Origin of the sequence: Xanthomonas pisi DSM 18956 (assembly GCF_001010415.1) — a bacterium.
Taxonomy (GTDB): Bacteria; Pseudomonadota; Gammaproteobacteria; order Xanthomonadales; family Xanthomonadaceae; genus Xanthomonas; species Xanthomonas pisi.
The window spans coordinates 23537-46734 of record NZ_JPLE01000037.1 but is presented as its reverse complement, the minus strand read 5'-3'; the positions used below and the strand labels follow the sequence as shown (position 1 = coordinate 46734).

The 23198-nt window shown below is 66.7% G+C and carries 18 protein-coding genes; 4 read left to right on the top strand and 14 right to left on the bottom strand.

Annotated elements, in window-relative coordinates; genetic code table 11:
• Positions 1-66: 66 nt before the first annotated feature.
• The gene (locus Y887_RS09895) at positions 67-492 is read right to left on the bottom strand and encodes a winged helix-turn-helix transcriptional regulator (protein ID WP_046964166.1); all 426 of its coding nucleotides are present in this window, start codon (positions 490-492) and stop codon (positions 67-69) included.
• Between the two features lie 131 nt (positions 493-623).
• On the opposite strand from Y887_RS09895, the gene Y887_RS09890 reads away from it, so the two are divergent.
• Positions 624-1379: an SDR family oxidoreductase gene (locus tag Y887_RS09890; RefSeq protein WP_046964165.1), complete on the top strand. Its 756-nt coding sequence runs from the start codon at positions 624-626 to the stop codon at positions 1377-1379.
• 212 nt (positions 1380-1591) lie between these two features.
• Here Y887_RS09890 and Y887_RS09885 read toward each other — a convergent pair whose 3' ends face one another.
• The 4 genes from Y887_RS09885 to Y887_RS09870 all read right to left on the bottom strand — a co-directional run bounded on the left by Y887_RS09885 (position 1592) and on the right by Y887_RS09870 (position 7454).
• A complete protein-coding gene (locus Y887_RS09885) occupies positions 1592-2398 on the bottom strand; it encodes an oxidoreductase (protein WP_046964164.1) in 807 nt (268 codons plus the stop codon).
• Between the two features lie 133 nt (positions 2399-2531).
• Positions 2532-5615: an efflux RND transporter permease subunit gene (locus Y887_RS09880; protein WP_046964163.1), complete on the bottom strand. Its 3084-nt coding sequence runs from the start codon at positions 5613-5615 to the stop codon at positions 2532-2534.
• The gene (locus tag Y887_RS09875) at positions 5612-6760 is read right to left on the bottom strand and encodes an efflux RND transporter periplasmic adaptor subunit (RefSeq protein ID WP_046964162.1); all 1149 of its coding nucleotides are present in this window, start codon (positions 6758-6760) and stop codon (positions 5612-5614) included. Before Y887_RS09875 ends, Y887_RS09880 begins: the two co-directional genes overlap by 4 nt.
• A 76-nt stretch (positions 6761-6836) precedes the next feature.
• Positions 6837-7454, bottom strand: a complete 618-nt coding sequence (locus Y887_RS09870) for a TetR/AcrR family transcriptional regulator (protein ID WP_046964161.1) — start codon at positions 7452-7454, stop codon at positions 6837-6839.
• An 88-nt stretch (positions 7455-7542) separates the two neighbouring features.
• On the opposite strand from Y887_RS09870, the gene Y887_RS09865 reads away from it, so the two are divergent.
• A complete protein-coding gene (locus Y887_RS09865; protein ID WP_046964160.1) occupies positions 7543-9009 on the top strand; it encodes an efflux transporter outer membrane subunit in 1467 nt (488 codons plus the stop codon).
• Between the two features lie 155 nt (positions 9010-9164).
• Here the strand turns inward: Y887_RS09865 and Y887_RS09860 are convergent, their stop codons facing one another.
• From Y887_RS09860 to Y887_RS09850, 3 genes are all read right to left on the bottom strand, one after another.
• The gene (locus Y887_RS09860) at positions 9165-9599 is read right to left on the bottom strand and encodes a VirK family protein (RefSeq protein ID WP_046964159.1); all 435 of its coding nucleotides are present in this window, start codon (positions 9597-9599) and stop codon (positions 9165-9167) included.
• 225 nt (positions 9600-9824) lie between these two features.
• Positions 9825-10256 carry a VirK family protein gene (locus tag Y887_RS09855; protein WP_046964158.1) on the bottom strand — a complete coding sequence of 144 codons (432 nt, stop codon included), beginning with the start codon at positions 10254-10256 and terminating at the stop codon, positions 9825-9827.
• A 543-nt stretch (positions 10257-10799) separates the two neighbouring features.
• Positions 10800-12209 (bottom strand): FAD/NAD(P)-binding protein, encoded by a 1410-nt coding sequence (locus Y887_RS09850; protein ID WP_046964157.1) that lies wholly within the window; start codon positions 12207-12209, stop codon positions 10800-10802.
• A gap of 305 nt (positions 12210-12514) precedes the next feature.
• Here Y887_RS09850 and Y887_RS21090 point away from each other — a divergent pair, with 305 nt between their 5' ends.
• The gene (locus Y887_RS21090) at positions 12515-12829 is read left to right on the top strand and encodes a hypothetical protein (RefSeq protein ID WP_181113021.1); all 315 of its coding nucleotides are present in this window, start codon (positions 12515-12517) and stop codon (positions 12827-12829) included.
• A gap of 27 nt (positions 12830-12856) precedes the next feature.
• Complete coding sequence (locus tag Y887_RS09845) at positions 12857-13615, top strand: SDR family NAD(P)-dependent oxidoreductase (RefSeq protein ID WP_046964156.1); 759 nt, start codon at positions 12857-12859, stop codon at positions 13613-13615.
• Between the two features lie 160 nt (positions 13616-13775).
• Here Y887_RS09845 and Y887_RS09840 read toward each other — a convergent pair whose 3' ends face one another.
• The 6 genes from Y887_RS09840 to treZ all read right to left on the bottom strand — a co-directional run bounded on the left by Y887_RS09840 (position 13776) and on the right by treZ (position 23196).
• Entirely contained in the window at positions 13776-14408 is a 633-nt protein-coding gene (locus Y887_RS09840; protein ID WP_046964155.1) for an NAD(P)H-binding protein, read from the bottom strand.
• 16 nt (positions 14409-14424) lie between these two features.
• On the bottom strand, positions 14425-16587 hold the full coding sequence (glgX, locus tag Y887_RS09835; protein ID WP_046964154.1) for a glycogen debranching protein GlgX: 2163 nt from the start codon (positions 16585-16587) through the stop codon (positions 14425-14427).
• 113 nt (positions 16588-16700) lie between these two features.
• Positions 16701-16886 carry a DUF2934 domain-containing protein gene (locus Y887_RS09830; protein WP_046964153.1) on the bottom strand — a complete coding sequence of 62 codons (186 nt, stop codon included), beginning with the start codon at positions 16884-16886 and terminating at the stop codon, positions 16701-16703.
• Between the two features lie 24 nt (positions 16887-16910).
• Complete coding sequence (treY, locus tag Y887_RS09825; protein WP_046964152.1) at positions 16911-19514, bottom strand: malto-oligosyltrehalose synthase; 2604 nt, start codon at positions 19512-19514, stop codon at positions 16911-16913.
• Entirely contained in the window at positions 19511-21442 is a 1932-nt protein-coding gene (locus Y887_RS09820; RefSeq protein WP_046964151.1) for a 4-alpha-glucanotransferase, read from the bottom strand. Before Y887_RS09820 ends, treY begins: the two co-directional genes overlap by 4 nt.
• A complete protein-coding gene (gene treZ / locus Y887_RS09815; RefSeq protein ID WP_046964150.1) occupies positions 21439-23196 on the bottom strand; it encodes a malto-oligosyltrehalose trehalohydrolase in 1758 nt (585 codons plus the stop codon). The genes Y887_RS09820 and treZ overlap by 4 nt, the downstream gene beginning before the upstream one ends.
• Positions 23197-23198 lie beyond the last annotated feature (2 nt).

Here is a 23198-nt window from a genome sequence, read left to right as displayed (position 1 = left end):
ACAGCGACCGTCAGCGCTGCCGCAGGTTGCCGTTTTCGCGATGCGCTGCCCTAGCGGCCTGACGGGTCAGATCACTGCGCGGCCGCTTACGCCACTGCGTGATGGCGAGGCCTCTGCCGGCACCTGGGTGTGTTCGAAGCGTTTTTCGGCTGCAAGCACTTCATCGGCGTGATCCTGGCACCAATACAGCAATGCAACCAAGGGGCCTTCCAGGGTATCGCCCAACGCGGTGCGCTGATATTGCACGGCCACTGGCGAGGATGAGATCACCTGCCGGCTGATGAGCCCGACGCGCTCGAGCCGTCTCAACGCCTCGGTCAACGATTTATGCGTCACGCCATCGAGCTGCCGCTTGATGCTGTTGAATCGCTGCGGCCCGGCGCACAACACCGTCATGATCATGATCGACCATTTGTTCGCAATCGGCTCCAGCACGATGCGGATATCTGAAATGCGATCGAGGTTGCAATGCGGGGCAGTATCCTCGGCCATATCTAGTACCTTCAAAGTGCGTAATTGGAAACCAAGTATAGGATGGATACTCTCTCGCTGGCACTGAAGCCGGATTTAAAAGGCAGTGCGCCTTTCCAAATCATCGAAACACCCCCAGCGAGTAAATCCTCATGTCAACAATTGATCTTCGTGAAAAAGTGGCACTGATTACCGGTGCATCGAGCGGTATCGGCGGTGCAACGGCAAAGAAACTTGCCGCTGCCGGCGTCAAGGTCGGCATCGCCGCGCGCCGCACCGATCGCCTGGCCGCATTGAAGGCAGAGATCGAGCAGGCGGGCGGGCAAGCCGTGGTCCTCGAGCTCGATGTCGCCAACAAGGCGTCGGTCAATGCCGGTGTCGAAAAGCTGATCGCCGCTTATGGCGCGATCGATATCCTGGTCAATAACGCAGGCGTCATGCCGCTCTCCAATATCGACGATTTCCACACCGACGAATGGGAGCAGATGGTCGACGTCAATCTCAAGGGCGTCTTGAATGTCACCGCGGCCGTCCTGCCGCACATGATCGCGCAGCATTCCGGGCACGTTTTCAATACCTCCTCGATTGCAGGGCGCAAGGTATTTGGCCAGGGGTTTGCGGTTTACTCGGCAACCAAGTTCGCGGTCAGCGTCTTCTCCGAAGGGCTACGGATGGAAGTCGGCAAGAAGCACAATATCCGCGTGACCAGCATCCAGCCTGGCGCCACCGCCACCGAGCTGCCGGCACAAACCACCAGCGACGAATACAAGGCGATGATGGCCGGATACGCCGGCATGGTGCAGATGCTCGACCCGATGGATATCGCCGACACCATCCTGTATGCAGCGCAGGCGCCGGCCAACGTCACTATCGCCGAAGTGTTCGTGCTTCCCACCGATCAGGTGTGATCGGGCAACGCACGCGATCGCCGTAGCATCGGCATGCGGTGCGACGTTGCAGGCGCACGCATGCCCGTTATTGCGGTACGAGCTGGAACGGCGCGCAGGGATTGGTCGCCGTGACCCGAATCTTGGCGCCGACGTGCGCCCTGCGGGTCCGGGCGTCGAGCGGGACAGCCCGACCGTTGCCTGCTCTGCGTTGACTCGCCGCCATCGACGGATCAGCGCAGCCCAAGCTGCTTGCGCAGGCTCGCATCCACCGCACTGGCCGGCATGAAGCGCCGCAGCGTGCGCAATAGCGATGCCTTGCCTGCTGGCGTGCGACGCATGCGCCATGTACCCAGCGCGGCTTCCACCACCGTGCTGGCCACGCTGTCTGCTGCAGGTGCGCTATCGATACTCTGCATCACGGCACGGGTGACCACGCCGCGCTCGCGCTCGTAGTCGCCCAGCGAGGTGTGGGTCAGGGGCGAATTGCTGCCCAGGCTGGTCTTGGTGTACGACGGCTGCACCAGGCTCACGCGCACACCAAACTGGCGCAGCTCATGGTCCAGCGTTTCCGACAGGCCTTCCACCGCGTGTTTGGACGCGGCATACACGCCCATATACGGCGCCGGCAAGAAGCCCAGCACCGAGCTGACATTGACGATGCGTCCCTGGCGCCTGGCGCGCATGGAAGGCGCCACCGCCTGAATGGTGCGCAGGATGCCGAGCACGTTGGTGTCGAGCAACGCAGCGGCTTCCTCGGTGCTGGTTTCTTCCACTGCACCCACCAGGTTGGCACCGGCATTGTTGACCAGCACATCGATTTGGCCGGCCTGCTCGATGATGCCAGCCACCGCGCGGTTCACCGAGTCGGCGTTGCGCACGTCCATCTCCACCAGTTGCACGCCTGACAGCGGCGTGGCGGTAGCCAGCGCGCGAACGCTGCCGTACACCGTGCAACCACGCGCAGCAAAGCGCGCCGCTGCGGCGCGACCGATGCCCGAGGACACTCCGGTGATGAGGACCACTGTCTGCTGTTGCATGGCACTTCCTTCAAGAGGGGGAGATGTAGGCGGGTGTGGCGTTGCGGCCGAGACAGGCGTGCTGTCTCGGCCACGCGGGCAGCGTGCGTGCCCGCGTCATGCAACGACGGCAGCCGTGCCGTCGTGTGGTGGATCAGGCCGCCACCGTTGGCGCACGGTCGGCATCGGGGCGGATCTTGAACCAGATCGAATACATCGCCGGCAGGAACACCAGGGTCAGGATCGTGCCGGCCAACGTGCCGCCAATCAGCGTGTAGGCCAGCGTGCCCCAGAACACCGAATGGGTCAGCGGAATGAAGGCCAGGATCGCCGCCAGCGCGGTCAGGATCACCGGGCGCGCACGTTGCACGGTGGCTTCCACCAGCGCATGAAACGGGTCCAGCCCTTCGGCTTCGTTGTGATGGATCTGGCCGATCAGGATCAGCGTGTTGCGCATCAAGATGCCCGACAGCGCAATCAACCCCACCAGCGCGTTGATGCCGAACGGCTGCTGGAACACGATCAAGGTCGGCACCACGCCGATCAGGCCGAGCGGGCTGGTCAGAAACACCATCACCATCGCCGAGATCGAACGCACCTGCAGAATGATGATCAGCAAGGTGGCCGCCAGCATGATCGGGAACAACGGCAGCATCGCCGTAGTGGCCTTGCCGGATTCCTCGATGGCACCGGCTTCGGTGATGCGGTAGCCGCTAGGCAGTCGTTCGATGATCGGCTGCAACTGTTTGGTGATCGCGGCCGAGACATCCGGCGGCTGCAGTTGGTCGTCGACATCGCCGCCGACGGTGATCGTCGGCACGCGATCGCGGCGGCGCAGGATCGGTTCTTCCATGCGCACATCCACCTTGCCCACCTGCGACAGCGGTACGCGTTGCCCGCTGGCACCGGCCAGGGTGAAGTCGGCGATGCGTGCCGGATCAAAGCGCGTGTCGCCGGCCGAGCGCGCCACCACCTGCACGCTGCGGATATCCTCACGCACCAGGGTGATCGGCACGCCGCTGAGCAGGAACTGCAGTTGCTGGGCCACAGCGGACGAGGTCAACCCCACCGCCTGCAGGCGGTCCTGGTCCAGGGTGAAATGCAGCGTTGGAGTGCGCGTACCCCAGTCGGTGTTGACGGTGCGCAGCATCGGGCTGGCCTGCATGACCTGCCTGACCTGCGCGGCGATGCCACGCACCACCTGCGGGTCGGCACCGCTGACCCGGTAGGCCACCGGAAACTGCGAGTACGGACCGAAGGTGAGTTGGGTCACGCGCACGCGCGCCTCCGGTGCCAGGCCTTCGGCGACGGCCTGACGCAAGCGCCGCTTCAGTGCATCGCGTTGCTGCTGGTCGTCGGTGCGGATCACGATCTTGGCGAAGGACGGATCCGGCAGTTCCGGGCCCATCGCCAGGAAGAAGCGCGGCGCGCCCTGCCCGATATAGGCGGTGACGATCTTCGCTTCGTCCTGCCTGGCCAGCCAGGCTTCCACCTTCGCCGTGGCCGCGCTGGTCTGGGTGATCGCGCTGCCGTACGGCAGTTGCACTTCGACCAGGACTTCGGGGCGATCGGAGATCGGGAAGAATTGCTTCTTGACGATGCCCATGCCCAGGATCGCCACCACGAACAGCCCCACCACCGAGCCGGCCACCAGCCACTTGCGCGCAATCGCCTGTGCCAGCGCCGCACGGAAGCGGTTGTAGCGCGGCGTGTCGTACATCGCGGCATGGCCGCCTTCGATCTTCTTCAGGTCCGGCAACATCTTGACGCCCAGATAAGGCGTAAACACCACGGCCACCACCCACGACACGATCAACGCGATGCCCACGATCCAGAACATGTTGCTGGTGTATTCGCCAGCGGTGGAGGCGGCAAACCCGTTGGGCATGAAGCCGACCGCGGTCACCAGCGTACCGGACAACATCGGCGCGGCAGTATGGCTCCACGCATACGCCGAGGCGGCGACGCGGCTATAGCCTTCTTCCATCTTCACCACCATCATTTCGATCGCGATGATGGCGTCGTCCACCAATAATCCCAGCGCCAGGATCAACGACCCCAGCGTGATGCGGTCGAAGTTCTTGCCGGTGGCCAGCATCACCACGAACACCGCCGCCAGCGTCAGCGGCACCGCGGCCGCCACCACGATGCCCACGCGCCAGCCCATGCTGACGAAGCACACCAGCATCACCACCAGCAGCGCGACGAAGAACTTGGTCATGAACTCGCCGACCGACGCGTCGATGTTGACCGCCTGGTCGGTGACCTTGCTCAGGGTCATGCCCAGCGGCAGCTCGGCGTTGATCGCGCCCACTTCGCTGTCCAGCGCTTTGCCCAGATCCAGCCCGTTCCAGCCGTCGCGCATGATGATGCCGAGCAGCAATGCCTGCTCGCCACCACTGCGGATGATGAAGGTGGACGGATCTTCGTAACCGCGCTTGACCGTGGCGATATCCGACAACTTCAGCGTGCGGCCTTGCACCACCAACGGGGTGTCGCGGATCTTCTGCAGGTTGTCCAGCGCGCCATCCAGGCGGATGAATACCTGCGGGCCGCGCGTTTCCACCGAGCCGGCGGCGTTCAACGCATTCTGGGTGTTGAGCGCGGCAAACACATCCTGCGGGCTGACGCCCAGGGTGGCCAGGCGTTGGTGCGAAAACTCGACAAAAATGCGTTCCGGCTGCTCGCCGATGATGTTGACCTTCTTGACGCCCGGCACGTGCAGGATGCGCTGGCGCAAGGTTTCCGCATCGCGTGCGAGCAGCCGTTGCGGCTCGCCCCTGGCCTTGAGCGCGAACAGCGCAAAGGTGACGTCGGCATACTCGTCGTTGATCATCGGCCCGATCACCCCGGCCGGCAGATTGCCCACTTCGTCGCCGGCTTTCTTGCGCGCCTGATAGAACTGCTCCTGCACCTGATCCGGCGGTGTGCTGTCCAGCAGGGTCAAGGTGGTGAAGGCAAGACCGGGGCGCGTATAGGTTTCGGTGCGGTCGTACCAGCGCAGTTCCTGCATGCGCTTTTCGAGCTTTTCGGCAACCTGGTCCTGCATTTCCTGCGGCGTGGCGCCGGGCCAGGCGGTGATGATGGTCATCACCTTGACCGTGAAGGCCGGGTCTTCCGCGCGGCCGAGCTTGAGAAACGCGACCAGGCCGGCCAGCGAAATCAGCAAGATCAGAAACAGCGTGATCGAGCGCTCGCGCACGGCGAGCGCGGAGAGATTGAATCGGCCCTCGCTCACGGCTGCGCTCCTGCCGCCGTGGCGGTCCTGGACGCCGTGGTTGCGTTGGCGCCGGCAACGGTGCCGCCGGCAATGCGTACCTGCTCGCCTTCGCGCAACAGGTGCGCGCCCAGCGCAACGATGCGCTCGCCGCGTGCCAGCGTGCCGGCGACGTTGGCATGGTCATCGTCCAGCCCCAGCACGGTCACCGGCCGCCAGCTCACCTTGGGCGGTTGACCGGCGATCACCCACACGCCCGGCCCCTTGCCGGCATCGAACAGGGCGGCCAGCGGCACCTGCAACCCGGCTTGCGGACCGGCGGCGGTGCCATCGGCAAGGCGAATGCTGACGGTGGTGCCCAGCGGTGCCTGCGCAAGCGCGCCGTCCAGCACGTAACGCGCCTCGAAGGTGCGGGTGAGCCGGTCGGCGCTCTCGGACAGCTGGCGCAAGGTGGCCGGTACGCTGACGGCGGCATTGCCGAACAACGTGGCCTGTGCGGTGGAACCGACCTGCGGGCGCAGCGTTTCCGGCAGCTGGATCACCGCCTCGCGGGGGCCGGCATGCGCCAGGCGCACCACCGGCTGTCCGGCGGCGACCACCTGGCCGGGCTCGACCAGCGTCTCCATCACTACGCCGTCGGCATCGGCCAGCAAATCGCTGTAGCGGTTGGCGTTACGTGCCACATCGGCCTGGGCCTGGGCGGCGCTCAGTTGCGCCTTGGCTGCGTCGGCGGCGGCCTTGATCTGATCGTAGGCAGAGGCCGAAATGGCGCCGGTGCCACGCAGATCGCGGTAACGCGCTTCATCGTCGGCAGTCTGCTGGGCGCGGGCCCGCGCCGCGGTCACGGCATCCTGCTGCGCGCGCGCGGCCAGTTGCAGATCCACCGGGTCGATACGCAGCAGCGGCTGCCCGCGCTTGACGCTCTGGCCGGCATCGACCAGCCGCTCGGACACCTTGCCCGCAACCCGGAAGCCCAGATCGCTCTGGACCCGGGCCGCGACCGTGCCGGAGAAACTGCGCGCGGCGGTGCTGGCGTCGCCCACCGTGGCCGCCCGGACCAGCGGCGTGGCGGTGCGTGGATCGGGCTGTGCCTTGCCGCCGCAGGCACTCAGTGCCAGCGGCAGGACACACAGGACGGTAGAGGTGACAAGGCGGCGCCGAAGCATGGGAATCCCGAAGCAAGCTGATGAAGGCTTGCATCCTGGGACTTGTGACTAAATTCGTCAATAGTCACAAACGAATTTATGGAGCAAGGCTCCTGAGTACCAGCGCCGACAGCAGCGCCGATACCTCGCCAGCGTGATCCAGGCTGTGCTGCAGCAGCACCGGATTGATATAGGGCCGCATCACCAGGTAGACCGCCCGCACCATCTCGTCCAGCGGCGTCTTGCGCTCGAAATCCCCGTTCTGACGTCCCTGCAGCAGGATCTCCTGCAGCAGCTCCTGGACGTGGGTTTCATAGGCAATCACCGGCGGCCAGCGCTCGACCGCAGCTGAGGTGGCGATCTCGTACAGCTTGCGCTCGCGCGAGTACAACCGCAGGCTGGCCTCGATGATCGCCTTGAAAAGACTGCGTAATTTCTCCGGCGGCGACGCAGCGGCAGCGACCGCCGCCAGCACCTCTGTCTCGATCTCGCGCAGGCAGTGGGAGCAGATCGCCTCGCCGATGGCCTGCTTGGACTCGAAGAACTTGTAGATGTACGCCTTGGAAAAGCCGACGGTCTTGGCCAGGTCCGATACGGCGGTCTTCTCGTAGCCATAGCGGCTGAAATGCTCGGTGGCGGCGATCACGATCTGGTCGCGCACCTCGTGATCGGCCGGCCCGCGGCCCGAAACGGGGTAACTGGATGCGTTGTTCATTGCGACAGCTTAACGCCGTCGCCCCCGACTTACAAAAGTGACCATTTCGTATTAAAGTCACTCATCGTCTAGCCACTTTGGTCCCGTCATGCCATCACTCCGCCTGCTCGCAGTCCTCATTGCCGCCAGCCTTGCCGCAGGTTGCGCGGTGGGGCCCAACTACGCCCGTCCGGATGCCCCCCTGTCCGACCACTACCTCGGCCAGGCGGATATCGCTAAACGCCAGGCCGCCACGCAGGCGGAGCTGGCGAGCTGGTGGGCGGGCTTCAACGACCCGGATCTGAGCCGCTACGTCGACGCCGCACTGGCGCAGAACCTGGACCTGGCCCAGGCCACCGCGCGGGTGACCCAGGCCCGCGCCGGGCTGAGCGCCGCCACGGCGGCGCTGCTGCCGTCCGGCAACCTCAGCGGCAGCGCCACCCGCGCCTACCAGTCGCTGGAAACGCCGCTGGGCCAGGTCCTCAACAGCACCCCGGACTTCGACCGCTACGCCAGCGTCTACGAGGCCAATCTGGGCGCCAGCTGGGAGCTGGATCTGTTCGGCGGGCTGCGCCGCGGGCGCCAGGCCGCATTGGCCGACTACCAGGCCACCGAAGCCGGCGCGGCGGCCACCCGCCTGGCGGTGGCCGCGCAGACCGCCGACATCTACATCAGCATCCGCGGCCTGCAGGCACGGCTGGACGTGGCGCAGCGCCAGGTCGCCGCCCAGCAAGGGCTGGTGGCGATGGTGACGCTGTTGCACGACAAGGGTCTGGCCGCCGAGCTGCAAGTGCAGCAGGCACAGGGCGCTCTGTCCCAGGCGCAGGCAAGCGTGCCCGGCCTGGAAGCGGGCCTGGTCGCGGCAATGAATGCACTGGACGTGATGCTGGGCGTGTCGCCCGGCACCCACCGCACCGAACTGGCCGCCAGCAAACCCATCCCGCTGCCGCCGCAGATTGCCGACAGCGGCTCGCCAGCCGACCTGTTGCGGCGCCGGCCCGACCTGATCGCCGCCGAGCGCCGGCTGGCCGCGTCCAACGCACGCATCGGCGTGGCGATGGCCGAGTACTACCCCAAGTTCTCGCTGAACGGCCTGCTGGGCAGCGCCACCGCCCTCTCCGGCGCCAATCTTTTCACCGGCGATGCCGCGCAGTCGTCCGGCGTGCTGGGGCTGCGCTGGCGGCTATTCGACTTCGGTCGCATCGATGCGCAGATCGCGCAGGCCAAGGGGCAGCAGGCCGAGCAGTTGGCCGCCTATCGCCTGGCGGTCTTGCGCGCCACCGAAGATGTCGAAAACGCCTTCACTGCGCTGGTCAAACGCGAGCAACAAGCCACCGTGCTGGCGCAAGGCGTGGATGCGTTGGGCAAGGCGCGTGGCGCTTCGGCGCTGGCGTATGAAAAAGGCACCGTGAGCCTGATCGAAGTGCTCAATGCCGACGACAGCCTGCTGCGTGCCTCCGATGCGCAGGTACAGGCACGCACGGAAGCGGCACGCAGTGCGGTGGCTACCTTCAAGGCGCTGGGCGGCGGTTGGCAAAACGGCGCTGCGGCGGCGGTCGCAGTGCAGCAACGCTAGCCGCGGGCGACCAGCACTGACGCGCCGGCCTTCGAGCGCAGCGCGTCTCGCGAAGGTTTTGGCAGCGCGCCGGCGTTGCGTTCGGCATCCGATGCCATGCGAGGATCCGCACGATGCCACTCTCGGCGTGGCATCGTGCCCTGCAAGCAACGCACTCAATCGGCGTGGAAACCGATGCCCTGGTCGAGCGTGCACTGATACGCCAGCAGTGGACCGCGCTGCTGCAGGCTCGGCACATCGTACATGTAGGTGGTCAGCCGCACCCGATTGTCCGGCCCCACCTGGTAGCGCTGAAATTGCTGAAACGGCCGGCCATCGCTGCTGGCGGCGATGAACTGCGTATCGGAAAACGACAGCGTTCCATCTTCGGTCAGGCGGTAGGCACCGATCCGCACACCGCCGCGGCTGCGACTGGGCGTGGTACCGGCCTCCGGCGTGCAACGCGACAGGTCCACCGATACCGCAACGTCATGGCCGGATTCCAGCGCGGCGATCAGATGGGCCGACGAAGAGATGCGTTGTTTGGCGAGTGCCGGTGAAATCGTCGCGCAGACGGCGACAGCAACCAATGCAAGACGATGCGTCAACATGAGAGCTTTCCTGGTGAAGTGCGCACGCCTGACCTGGCAGACGCGTGCGCGCTGGATGATCGATTGGCTGTGGGTTCGACAGATGCACTGCAAAACACGCTTGACTGGCATCGCCGCAGTGCACAGAGGCAGGTGCATGGCCGTGGCGGTGTACGGCGTCCCCGCTGGCCCGGCGGCACATCGCGGGGGTCAGCGGGGATTACCCAATCGTTTTGTCAGTCGCTCTCAATCGGCGTGGAAATGGATGCCCTGATTGATGGTGCACTGATACGCCAGTATCGGCCCGCGCTGCTGCAGCGTTGGCAGGTCGTACATGTAGGTGGTAAACCGCACGCTGCCATCCGGGCGCAGCTGATACCGCATGAATTGCTGGATCGGCTTGCCGTCGTTGGCCACGGTGAAATGCGAGCCCGAAAATGCGGCGGTGCCGTCTTCGGTGATGCGGTAGGCATCGATATGGCGGCCGCCGCGGGTCCGACTGACCGGCGTGCCTTCTTCGGGTGTGCAACGACTGAGATCGGTGGACAGGCTGACGTCGTAACCGGCATCCAGCGCGGCAAGGACATCGGCACGCGTCTCGAGCGTTTCGCTGGCGACGGCAGGTAGCGCGGACGCACATAGCGCAGCGGCGAAGGCAATGGGAGCAAGACGAGGCATGGCGAACTCCAGGCAGGCAAGGGGATGTAGCGACCTGGACTGTAGAGAGCCCAGGGCGCACAACATGACCCACTCCTGTCCACATGCGCGCACTGCGCTACGCATCACGCTGCATGTTTGCGCTGTGTGGCGCAGCGGTGCGCATGCGCGCCGTTTTGGGCTATGCCTGCGCGCGCAGAGATCGTTAGAAGTGCGACAGAACGTGCGTGACGTCGCGATCGAAGAAGTACCGCAGCGCTCGCACAGCGCCGCGCAACACGCCCGCACCCGGATTCGCGCAGACAAACGCTCGCAACAGGAGAAAGCCCCTCTCCCGCTGTGGCGCCAGGGCACCGCTGCCCCGCACTTGCGGCGTGTGCAATGGAGCGACCGCGCCGCAAGCGCGGACCGGGATGCGTCGCAAGCGTTCGGGTGAAAACACGCAGCAAGGCAACGCAATGCGCTCGACCCGAACGCCGCAAGTACACGCGCTGCGCACATCACCTCGGTCCTAGGCAGAACCCACCAAGCACCGCATGCACACAGCGCATCGAATACCCCCATCTACAAACGCGCATTGACCTCGCGCGACACCGCCTCCCGCTCCGGCTGTAACGCCGGCGTTGCCCCCAGCAGCAAACGCTCGGCCAATGCGCGGGTGGCCACGCGCAATTCGGGAACCGCGGTGATTTCCCAATACCGCCCGCGCAGCAGCGGCCCCACGCAGTACAGCCCCTGCACGATCTGCCCCGCGCCATCGCGCACGCGCAGTTGCGCATCGGTATCCACCCCCAGGCCCAGCGGATCGGCGCGCAACAGGCCGGCCTCGCGCATACCGGCAATCAGCGGGTCGCTGGTGCGGTCGATGTCGGTATCCAGACCGGTCGCGCGGATCACCGCATCGAAGCGGTGCGTCTGCGCATCGGCAGCGGCACGCGGACGGATCACCGCTTCCACGCCATCGGGTACCCAGCGCGCACGCAGCAGCCGCGCCGCGACGATCTGCAGTTGCCCTGATTGCTGTAAGTGCGCCAGTTGTTCCGCCGCGCCCGGCGCAACCCGATGCCGCGCCACTTCCCAATACGGGCGCAGATGGCGCAGGAAACGCGCACGCTGCGGCAACTCCAGCCGCTGCCACAGCGGCTGCAGGTGCGGGCGCAGTGCGTCCACCACGCGACGCCAATCGTCCACCACCGCGCTGAGCTGACGTACACCGCGCAGCAGCCCGCGCAGATCCGCATCCTTGAGCGCACGCTGCAGATGCGGCGGCAATTCCAGCGGCGCGCCGGGCTGACGCAGATGCGCCTGCGGGGCCAAGCCACGGCGCGAAATCGCCAGCATGCGGCCGCGGTGCCCGCGTGCGTGCAAGGTCAACGCCACATCCACCATGGTCAGCCCGGTGCCGACGATCAGCACATCGTCGTCCGGCGACAAGCGCGCCAGTGCATCGCCCTGCCACGGCCAGCCGATGTACCGCGCATGCACGCTCAGACGCGGGCCGATACCCGCCAGCGCCTGCGGCTGCAGTGCACCGACCGCCAGCACCACGCGATCGCTATGGAAGGCGTCGCCGTTTGCAAGAAACACACGAAAACCGCTGCGCGCGCGCTCCACCGCCACCGCCTCCTGCGACAACCGCATCACCGATGCCTGCGCGCCGCTGACGGCCGCATCCAGCTCGCTGCGCAGATAGTCGCCATAGGCAAGGCGCGGCAGGAATTCCAGCCGCCCGCTATCGCCCAGATGCAGGGTGTCGGCAAAGGCGCCGGGCGCCTGCGCGTCGATGCCCAGATCCTTTGCACGCACGTTGAGCAGATGTTCCGGCCGCGCCGCGCCATAGGCGATGCCGCTGCCAAAAGTGTCGGCAACGCCGACCAGGGTGATGCGCACCTGCGCGTCGGCCGTCTGCGCCAGTGCACGGACCAGCGCGGTGCCGCAGAAGCCGGCGCCGATGACGGTGATATGGGTTTCCATGTGCAACTCCCACTGAATGACCCGCACGTTGTGCCCGCAGTGCGGCGTGGTTGTGTAAACAAATTGTTAGCGGTGAGCGACCGGAAAGGCATGAGCTCATCGCCAGCAGTGATGAGGCTTGTGGCGCAGGCCACGCGTGTTGCAGATGGCAATGAGATGACAGCGGCCGCCACTGCAATCGGCGCTGCCGATGCGGGGTGCAGACGATGGGTTTGGCCTGCGCTGCGCAGTGCGCGCGCAGTGGCCGGCCAGGCTGCGGTCTGCGTTCTTGACGGTGCAGCTGCACTGAAGGGTGTCGGGTGTAGTTGCTGGTGCTGGTGCTGGTGCTGGTGCTGGTGCTGGTGCTGCCGGTGCCGGTGCCGGTGCCGGTGCCGGTGCCGGGAGAGTCTTGGAGTGATCTCGATCTTGTGCTGGCACTGATACGCACCGGCGCCATTCTTGTTGGGTGCCTGGGTCAGCAAGAAGCAAAGCCCCTGGTGGTATCGGGCGCATTACTCTCCAACGACGTGGACAGCGCCTTGCAGCCTGCTGCAACGCCTGACCCACCGGAGCCTCGCGTGTCCGGATCTCCCAATGACACGCCCACGCGTCGACCACGTCGCTGCCCAGCTGCTCGATAATCGGGGTTTTACCAACCGAGGAACGCCATGTCTGTTTCTGCACACCACGCGCAACGCGTGCTGATCGCCGGTGGTAGCCGCGGCATCGGCCTGGCGATCGCCAAGGCGTTCGTGCGCAGCGGCGCCCGGGTGTCGATCTGCGCGCGCAACGCCGATGGCCTGGCCCACGCGGCTCAAACCTTGGCCGCCCACGGCGCGCCGGTGCATACCCTGCCCTGCGATCTTGCCGATGCTGTACAGATCGAAACGTACGTGCAGGAAGCAGCGCAGGCGCTGGGTGGCCTGGACGTGGTGATCAACAACGCATCCGGCTACGGGCACGGCAACGACGACGCCAGCTGGCAGGCAGGGCTGGATGTCGACCTGATGGCGGCGGTGCGCTGCAACCGCGCCGCGCTGCCGTATCTGCGCAGCAGCGATGCAGCGGCGATCCTCAACATCAGTTCGATCAACGCCCAGCGCCCCACACCGCGCGCCATCGCCTATTCCACCGCCAAGGCGGCACTGAATTACTACACCACCACGCTGGCCGCCGAACTGGCGCGCGAGCGCATCCGCGTCAATGCGATCGCGCCGGGTTCGATCGAATTCCCCGAAGGCTTATGGGCACGTCGCCGCGACGAAGAGCCGGAACTGTATGCACGCATTCGCGACAGCATCCCATTCGGCGGTTTCGGGCAGGTGCACTACATTGCCGATACCGCGTTGTTTCTGGCATCGCCGCAAGCGCGCTGGATCACCGGGCAGGTGCTGGCGGTGGATGGCGGGCAATCGCTGGGGGTGTAGTCCGGGGCGGCGCCGGCGAAGATGCCGCTGGCCATACACCTTAGGAGCTGTGCCTGCGCGCGATGAGGTTTTAGCGGTGACGCCTCGTCGCCCGCCAGCGCGCTCCTATCAAACAGCGGACAACCAGCTCTCTGTCCAACTGCCTCGCAACGACGCCGCGCTAACCCACCAACTCCGCCGCCTCGACGCCATGCTCCCCACGCGCCGGTGCCAGCGCGGCGCTCACCATGGCGGCAGCGATGCGTTCGGCCGGATTGATGCGATAGCGGCGTGGCAGCAGCGGGCCAAGCGCGCCGAGCACCAGGCTGCCGATATGCTCGCCTGTGCGTCGTTCTTCGCGCTCGCCGCCGATCAGCCCGGGCCGCACGAAGGTCAGCGAGGGAAAGCCGATGGTGCGCAGATCGCGTTCCAGCTCGCCCTTGACGCGGTTGTAGAAGATCCGCGAGTGCGCATCGGCGCCGGCCGCCGAATTCAGTACGAATACCGAGGTGCCTTGCGCGCACGCAGCGCGCGCCAGTGCCAGGGGGTAATCGTGGTCGATGCGGTAGAACGCCTCGCGCGAGCCGGCCTGCTTCATGGTGCTGCCCAGCGCGCAGATGGCCGCTTCCATGCGCGGTGCGGTCCAGTGCTCCAGGCGCTCGAAATCGATCACCTGGTTACGTAGTTTGGGATGGATCTGCGTCAGCGGGCGACGCGTCAACGCCACCACGCCCGTGCAGCGCGCATCGGCGAGCAGCTGCTGCAAGACCTGTTTACCGACCAGACCGGTCGCCCCTGCCAACAACACATCCATCAGTGCGCTCCTGCCATCAGCGTGCGCCCTCGGAGACGATGCGCGCACTGCTGGCGATGCGGTCGCGCTCCACCGCGAGCAAGGTCAGCGAATGCGCCGGCGCCTTCCATTCGCTGCCGCCGGCCACCACGCGGCCGCCATGCCGTGCGGTATCGACCAGCACGCGCCAGTGTTCGTCGTGCATGGCCGGCAGCGTGAACGACACCGTGGTGGATGCCGCATTGATCAGCATCAGCAAGGTGACGTTGGCGGCGATCTCGCGCAGGCCGGTGGTCGGCGAGCGCCCATCCAGGCGCAGCATCAATGCGCGCGCTTCGGGGTCGTGCCAGCCGGCCTCGTCCATCTCGGTGCCGTTGGGCGCCAGCCAGGTGAGATCCTTCAGGCCCAGTGCTTCGTCGAACTTGCCGTCGAAAAAACGCGCGCGATGCAGCAGCGGATACCGCTGACGGATGCGGATCAAACGACGCACGAACGCGGCCTGGTCGGCCGCCGCTGCCTTGGTGGCGGCGGTCCAGTCGATCCAGGTCAGCTCGTTGTCCTGGCAATACGCATTGTTGTTGCCGTTCTGGCTGTGGCCGAACTCGTCGCCGGCCAGCAGCATCGGCGTGCCTTGCGACAGCAACAACGTGGCCAGCAGGTTGCGCATCTGCTGACGACGCAGCTGCTTGATCGCCGGGTCGTTGGTGTCGCCTTCGACGCCGTAATTGGCCGAGATGTTGTGGTCGCTGCCGTCCCTGCCCTCTTCGCCGTTGGCGAGGTTGTGCTTGCCCTCGTAGCTGACCAGATCGCGCAGGGTGAAGCCATCGTGCGCGGTGACGAAGTTGACCGAGGCCGTGGGGCGCCGGCCGCTATGGTTGAACAGGTCGGCCGAGCCGGTCAGGCGCGTGGCCAGCTCGGCCAGCTGGCCGCCATCGCCACGCCAGAACGCGCGCACGTTGTCGCGGAACTTGTCGTTCCACTCCACCCAACCGGGCGGGAAATTGCCGACCTGGTAACCACCGGGACCGATGTCCCATGGCTCGGCGATCAACTTGGTCTGACTCAGTACCGGGTCCTGCCGCACTGCATCCAGAAAGCTGCCCGATGGATCGAAGCCATAGCGCTCGCGGCCGAGGATGCTGGCCAGATCGAAGCGGAAGCCGTCCACATGCATTTCCTGCACCCAATAGCGCAGCGAATCCATCACCATGCGCAGCGCGCCGACGTTGGTCAGGTCGAAGGTGTTGCCGGTGCCGGTGTCGTTGATATAGAAGCGGCGGTCGTCGGCCAGGCGGTAGTAGCTGGCGTTGTCGATGCCCTTGAACGACAGCGTGGGGCCGAGCTCGTTGCCTTCGGCGGTGTGGTTGTAGACCACGTCCAGCAAGACTTCCAGGCCGGCGTGATGCAGCCGCGCCACCATCTGCTTGAACTCGGCCACGGTGCGCGTGGACATGTAGCGGCCCTGCGGCGCAAAGAACCCGAGCGTGTTGTAGCCCCAGTAATTGCGCAGGCCTTTTTCCAGCAGGTATTGGTCGTCGACGAATGCGTGGACAGGCAGCAGTTCCACCGCAGTGACGCCGAGCGAGCTGATATGGTCGATCAGTTCGTCGGTCTTCAATGCGGAGAAGGTGCCGCGTTCTTCCGGCGGCACCGCCGGGTGCAGCATGCTCAGCCCGCGCACGTGCGCTTCGTAGATCACCGTGCGGTTCCAGGGCGTCTGCGGCGGGCGGTCCTGGCCCCAGGTAAAGGCCGGGTCGATCACCGCGGACTTGGGCATGAACGCGGCACTGTCGCGGCGATCGAAGCTCAGGTCCTTGTCGCGATGACCGATGGTGTAGCCGAACAGGTGCGGCGCCCATTTGAGTTCGCCGACGATCTGCTTGGCATACGGGTCCAGCAGCAATTTGTTGTGGTTGAAGCGATGCCCGGCCTCGGGAGCGTATGGACCATGCACGCGGTAGCCGTACAGCTGGCCCGGGCGTGCATCGGGCAGATAGCCGTGCCAGACCTCGTCGGTGTACTCGGGCAGCGCAAGGCGTTCCTGCTCGCGGCCGCGCTCGTCGAACAGGCACAACTCCACGCGCGTGGCGTTGCGCGAATACAGCGCAAAATTGACGCCCAGACCATCCCAGGTGGCGCCGAGGGGATTGGGACGGCCTTCGCGGATGCGCGAGCGCTGAGTGAACTTGCGAGTGGCCATCGGTGACTCCTTAGAACGGTGAACTCAAGACAGTGCGCGGTTTGCGGCTGCACCGGGCCGTGCACGCTTGCACGGGCGCACGGCACGGCCCATGCAAGGTGGCAGAGACGGTGTTACTGGCGCGCAGTGATCGGCGTGGCCGCATGCTCGGCGGCCTGCTCGGCCGCGCGTTCTTCGGCATCCACCAGCCGCTCGGCCATGGCCCAGTGGCGGTCCGCATGCCCGTCCGGGCGGCCTTCGGCTTCCCAGATCTCCTGTGCCAACTGGCGAAGCCGCGCTTGCCGTTCCATGTCATTCATTGCCTACATTTGCCTCGGGGTCGTTTACGGGGTCAACAACACTGCCACCGGCGCACGTGCAAAGACCGTGGACATCGCCACGCGGCCGCGCTGCGGCTGCAGCGTGCTGCCGTCGAGCACATTACGGTATGTGGCTTCCGGCAATGCCAACGACGCCTGACCCCAGCTGGCCGGCGGCACCAGCAACGGCAGATCGCCTTCGCTGTGGGCGCCTGCGCCCAGCCGGGTGACGGCCACCACCAACGACTGGCTGCGGTACTGACGACGGAATGCCAGCACCTGCGCATCGCCGCCGGCCGCAACGCTCAAGGGCTGGTAATCGCCCTTCGCAAACAGCGCCGGATGTTCGCCGCGCAGCTGCAGCAGTAACGCGGTCAGACGCGCCTTGACCGCGCCATCGCGCCAGCTGCGCAGCAAGCTGTTGAAGTCGCGTGCCTGCTCCAGCCAACGCTGACGCTGCGCGTAATCGACCGGGCGGCGGTTGTCCGGGTCCACCAGCGACAGGTCCCAGCCCTCGGTGCCCTGATACAGGTCGGGCACGCCGGGCACGGTCAGGCGCAAGGTGGTTTGCACCAGCGCATTGCGCGCACCGGCCGCCGCGATATGGGTGCTGGCACGTAGCAGCGCCCGGCGCAGCGGCAACCCGGCGCGGCTGGTCAGCACCTGCTCCACGGTGGCCTGCACGGCCTGTTCGTAGTCGGCAGAGCCATCGGTCCAGCTGGTATGCAACTTGGCTTCGCGTACCGCCTTGAGCAGCCACTGCGCCACGCGCTCGGCATAGGCAGCAAGCGGCTCGGCCTGATCGGCGCCCACTCCAATGGGCCAGGCCGCCACCAGCGTCTGCCACAGCATCTGCTGGTCGCCACCGGCCAGCGCCGGCGAGTCCAGCGCCTCGGCCAGGGCGTCGAACTGGATGCTCTGCTCGACCCACCACTTCGGCTGCTCGGACAGCACCGCCAGCCGCATGCGCAGGTCTTCGCCGCGCTTGTGATCGTGGGTGGCGGTGGCCAGCAGCGCGCGCGGAGAGTGCCTGGCGCGTTCTTGATTCTGCGCGTGGAAGTCGGCTGCCTCGTTGGCGAAGTGGGTCGGATGGCTGCCGACCTCGTTGCGCGACAACAGCACGCCATGCCGGTAGAACGCGGTGTCTTCCACGGCCTTGGCATTGAGCGGTGCGGACAGCTGCTCCACCCGACGACGCAGGATGCGGCGCAAGGCGATCTGCGCGCGGTCGGCGCCGGCATCGTCCAGCAGCCAGCGCTCGATGGCGTCCACAGCCGCCACGATCGCTTCGGGCATGCCGTCGCGCGCGCGCGCGGCAGTGGCGCGCAGGCGCTCTGCCTCGCTGCCGGCGATGCCCTGGGCGCCGGCATAGGTCCGGTACACCGGGAACCAGCGCAGCAGCACGCACAGGCCGCGTGCCAGCATCTGCGGGCTGAACTCGCGCGTGGGCGGGTCCAGGTGCGCCAATGCCGACAACGCGCCCACCGCGCGATTGAATTCGGTCTGCAGCGGACCGCGCAGGATTTCGTCGCGGGCCACGCGTTCTTCCTGCGCGAAGTCGCCACTGCGTCCGCTCACGCGCTGCCAGGCACGCGCCAGCGGCTTGAAGCCGGCCGCGTCGTGCAGCACGCCGCCGACCTGGTCCATGAAGTCGTAACCGGTGGTGCCATCGCAGGGCCAGTCGGCCGGCAGGTGCTCGCCGGGGGCGAGGATCTTTTCCAGATACAGGCCCAGCGTGCCGGGCTTGAGGCCGCGCGTGCGCCCGGCCGCATCCAGCCGGCTGCGCAGCTTGCGCACATAGCCGGTGGGGTCGGTGAGCCCGTCCACATGGTCGATGCGCAGGCCGTCCAGATGCCCTTCGGCTACCAGCCGCAGCGGCAACGCGTGCACGGCATCGAACACCGCCGGCAATTCCACCCGCAAGGCCACCAGCGAGGTGATGTCGAAGAAGCGACGGTAGTTGAGCATGTCGTTGCCCACCCGCCACCAGTTCAACCGATACGGCTGGCGTTCGATCAACTTGTGCAGGCGGCCATCGCCACGCTTGGCGCCGTCGTTGTAGTCGCGCAGCCACTGCGCCCGTGCGGATGCTTCCGGGATGTCCAGCGTCTGCGGGCGGATCGGATAGCGTTGGTCGTAATGCGCCAGTGCGGCATTGCCGTCGTCTTCGATCACCAGCGTGATCAGGCCTTCGGCCAGCGCGGTGGCGTACGGGCGGTCCAGCACGGCCAGCCACAACTTTCCATCGCGGCCGGGCGCGCGCCAATCGATGTCGAACCAGTCGGCATGCTTGGCGCTGCGGCCGTTACGCAACACGTCCCACCACCAGGCGTTTTGCGCGTGGGTGGCCATGTGGTTGGGCACGATGTCGGCGATCAGGCCCATGCCGTGTTCGCGCGCGGCCTGCGACAGCGCGACCAATGCGTCTTCGCCGCCGAGTTCGGGGTTGACCACGCTGGGATCGATGTTGTCGTAGCCGTGCGTGGAGCCCGGCACCGCGGTGCCGATCGGCGACAGATACAGATGGCTGATGCCAAGGCCGGCGTAGTACGGCACCTGCGCGCGCGCATCGTGCAGGGTGAAGCCGGCATGCAACTGCAGGCGGGCGGTGGCGCGAAGATCGATCATGACTGTGGTTCCGAAACGGCCGCGACGCGACGCGCCTCGGCAAAGCCCTGCAGCGCCGTGGTCAGGCGCGCATGCGGCAAGGGATCGGGCAGGCGTCGACGCCAGTTGGGATGGACTTCGACGGTGCCCGGCAGATTGGGTTGTTCGTCCAGCGCCAGTGCGTCTTCCACCGGCAGCAGGGCCAGCGGCGACACGCTGCTGGCAGTAAAACGCAGCGTACCCAGCAGCGCATCGTCGCTGGACAGCCCGGCGTGCTCCACCGCCGCATCCAGCCGCGCGACATCCCTGGTACGGTCGTTTGCGTCGTCGCTGGCTTGCGCAGGTTTGATCAACGCAAGCTTGCGTCGCCAGTCGATATCGCGGCCTTCGCGCCAGCCGGTCAGGGTCGGCAGGTCGTGCGTGGTGGTGGTGGCCACCGCATCCGGCCGCCATGACGCCGGCGACACGAAGGCGCCGTCGTCGTCGCGGGTGAACATCAGCACATCGATGCCCATCACCCCGCGGCGCGAGAGTTCTTCGCGGATGCCCGGCGGCACCACGCCCAGATCTTCGCCAATGACAATGGCGCGGTGACGCCACGATTCCAGCGCCAGCAGATTGAGCAGGTCGTGCAACGGGTACGCCAGATAGGCGCCTTCGTTGGAGCTGGCGCCGTCGGGCACCACCCACAACCGCAGCAGGCCAAGAATGTGATCGATGCGGATACCGCCGCGATCGCGCAGCACCGCGCGCAGCAGCGCGATGTACGGCGCAAACCCGCTACGTCGCAATGCGGTGGGCGAATACGCACCGATGCCCCAATGCTGACCATCGGCATTGAAGGCGTCCGGCGGGGCGCCCAGTACCAGGCCACGCAACACCGTGTCGGCTGCTGCAGCGGCTTCGGCGCCGTTCGGGTCGAAGCCGACCGCCAGATCGGCGATCAAGCCGATCTTCATGCCGCGCTCGTGCGCTTCGCGCTGCGCATCGGACCAGCTGCGCGCCGCCAGCCATTGGGTGAACACATGCAGCTGCGGATCGTTGTCGCCAAAATCCGTGGCGGCGAACCGTGCGAACCCGTCCAGCGCCGCGCCACCTTCAGCGCGGAAGGCGAGCAGATCGGCATGGTCCGGCGTCACGCGCGTCTGCAGGTGGCGCAACAGGTCCCACTTGGCCTGCGCCGAGGCTGGCCAATCGATCAATGTATTGGTGTGCAGCGTATCGAACCGCTGGCGCAGGCCTGCCACTGCGTCGATGGCCTCCAGCGCCAGCTCGCCCAGCACGCGGACCGGTGCGGCATGCAGGGGATCGAAAAAGCGCCGGTCGCTGGGCGAATACGGGCTGTAACCGCCGGTGACCGGTCGCGAGGCGTGCACCGGGCTCAATGCCAGCGCATCGGCGCCGGCCAGCGCCGCGTGCCGCAGCCACTCGACAGCGCCGGCAGCATCGCCAATACCGCCGTCATCGAGGCTGCAGGCCGAATACACCTGCAACGCCATGCCCCAGGCACGCGGCGACGGCTGCCCGCAGGCGTCGGCCACGCCGAAGCAGCGTGGCGGCGCAACCGCTACCTGCTGGGTCAGCGCACCGATCTGCAGCGTCCAGTAGCCATAGCGCTGCGGTGCGAGCAATTGCCCCTGCGCATCCGCATGCGCCTGTTCGCTGGCGCCGCGGTCATCGGTCCAGCGGCCGCTGGCATTGGCGGCAACGCGCAACGGCACCGGCGCGCCCACCTGCACGGTGAGCAACGCTGCCGGTTCGGCTGCCTGCGCCTGGCAGCGCCGCAGGCTGTCTTCGCGTTGTGCGGCAGTGGCCGACGGTAATTCGAGGGCGGTCAGCACGGCCTGCACCGACTGCTCGGATACCTGCCGCGGCTGGTCGCTGGCATCCACCCACTCCACCATCACCCCGGCTGCCGCGGCCAGGGTGTGCAGGGTGTTCGTGCTCATGTGCGGTCCTCATGCCAGGCGATGAAACTGTCGACCGGCAACCGCTGCGCCGACGCCTCGACGTTCTCGGCAAATGCCACGCGCCCACGCAACGGCGGCAGCGGAACGGCCGCGCTGCCGACATTGAACGCGATGTGCCACAGGCCGTCCGGCAGTTCCCAGGTGGCGGTCAGTGCGCCCTCGGCCAGCACGCTGGCGCGTACCGCGCGCGCCCCGGCAAGGCCGGGCACCAACCACTGCCGACGCACGCCCAGCAGCGCGGTGAACCACGCTGCCCACTGCGCGCCGTCGCCGTGCGCGGCATCGTCGATCGGCGACTGCGAGGCGGCGAAGGTGGCGTGGCTGTTGGGGTCGGGGATGGTGGCGCGCTGCGCTGCGTCGGCGAAGGCGGCAAAGTGCGCAAACTCGCGACGGCGACCTTCGCGCACTGCGTCATCCAGCGGCGGGCCGAAGTCGGTGAAGAACAGGAACGGTTGCTTGGCGCCCCAAGGCTCGCCCATGAAGAACAACGGGATCATCGGCGTCAACGCGGTCAACGCCAGCGCTGCGCGCAGCCGCTGCGGCGAGACCAGCACGGTCAGCCGCTCGCCACGCGCGCGATTGCCGATCTGGTCGTGGTTCTGCGCAAACACCACGAACTTGTGCGGCGGCAGCCCGCCACTGGGCTCGCCACGCACATGGCCGCGCGGGTCCGGCTCGCCCTGATAGGCAAAGCCTTCGCCGAGCACGCGCGCCAGGTGGTCGGTGGGCTTGTCGGCAAACGCGGCGTAGTAGCCTTCTTCTTCGCCGGTCAGCAGCACGTGCAAGGCGTTATGGAAGTCGTCATCCCACTGCGCGGTATAGCCACGTTGCAGTTGCGAGGCTTGGTTGGCCTCGTTTTCCAGCACTAGATGCACATGCCGACCCGCCGGCAAGCTGGTCTCGATCGTCTCGCGCAAGGTATCCAGGAACGCGTTCGGGGTGATCGCGTGTACCGCATCCAGGCGCAGCCCGTCGAAGCGGTATTCGTGCAGCCACATCAATGCGTTGTCGAGAAAGTAACGCTGCACCGGCGCCTTGCGGAAATCGATCGCCGCGCCCCACGGGGTGGGCTTGTCGTCGTTGAAGAACGGGCCGGCGTAGCTGTGCAGGTAATTGCCGTCCGGGCCGAAGTGGTTGTAGACCACATCCAGCAACACCATCAGGCCGTGCCCGTGCGCTGCGTCGATCAGGGCCTTCAATTGGTCCGGGGTGCCATAGGCATCGGCCGGCGCATACGGCAGCACGCCGTCGTAGCCCCAGTTATGCGCACCGGGAAACGCGCTCAGCGGCATCAGCTCGATGGCGGTGATGCCCATCGCCGCCAGTTGCGGCAACTGCGCCTGCACGCCGGCGTAGCCGCCGCAGGTGCCCACGTGCAGCTCATAGATCACCGCTTCGTCCCACGGCCGCCCCTGCCACCGGGTGTGTTGCCAGGCATACCCATCGGTTGGCTGTACCGCGCTGGGGCCGTGCACGCCGTCGGGCTGCCAGCGCGAGGCCGGGTCCGGCACCGGCTCGCCGCCATCGATGCTGTAGCGATAGCGCGCGGTTGTCGCGCAGGCCAGCGTGGCGGCGAAGAATCCGTCCTGCCCGGCCTGCAGCGCGCTGCGCGTGCCATCGTCCAAGACCACCTCCACGCGCGTTGCGTCCGGTGCCCAGAGCGCGAAGCGCACCTGTCCCTCACCCGCTGGCCAGGCGCCCCAGGCCGGGATGATGTCGTTGCGCTGGTTCATCG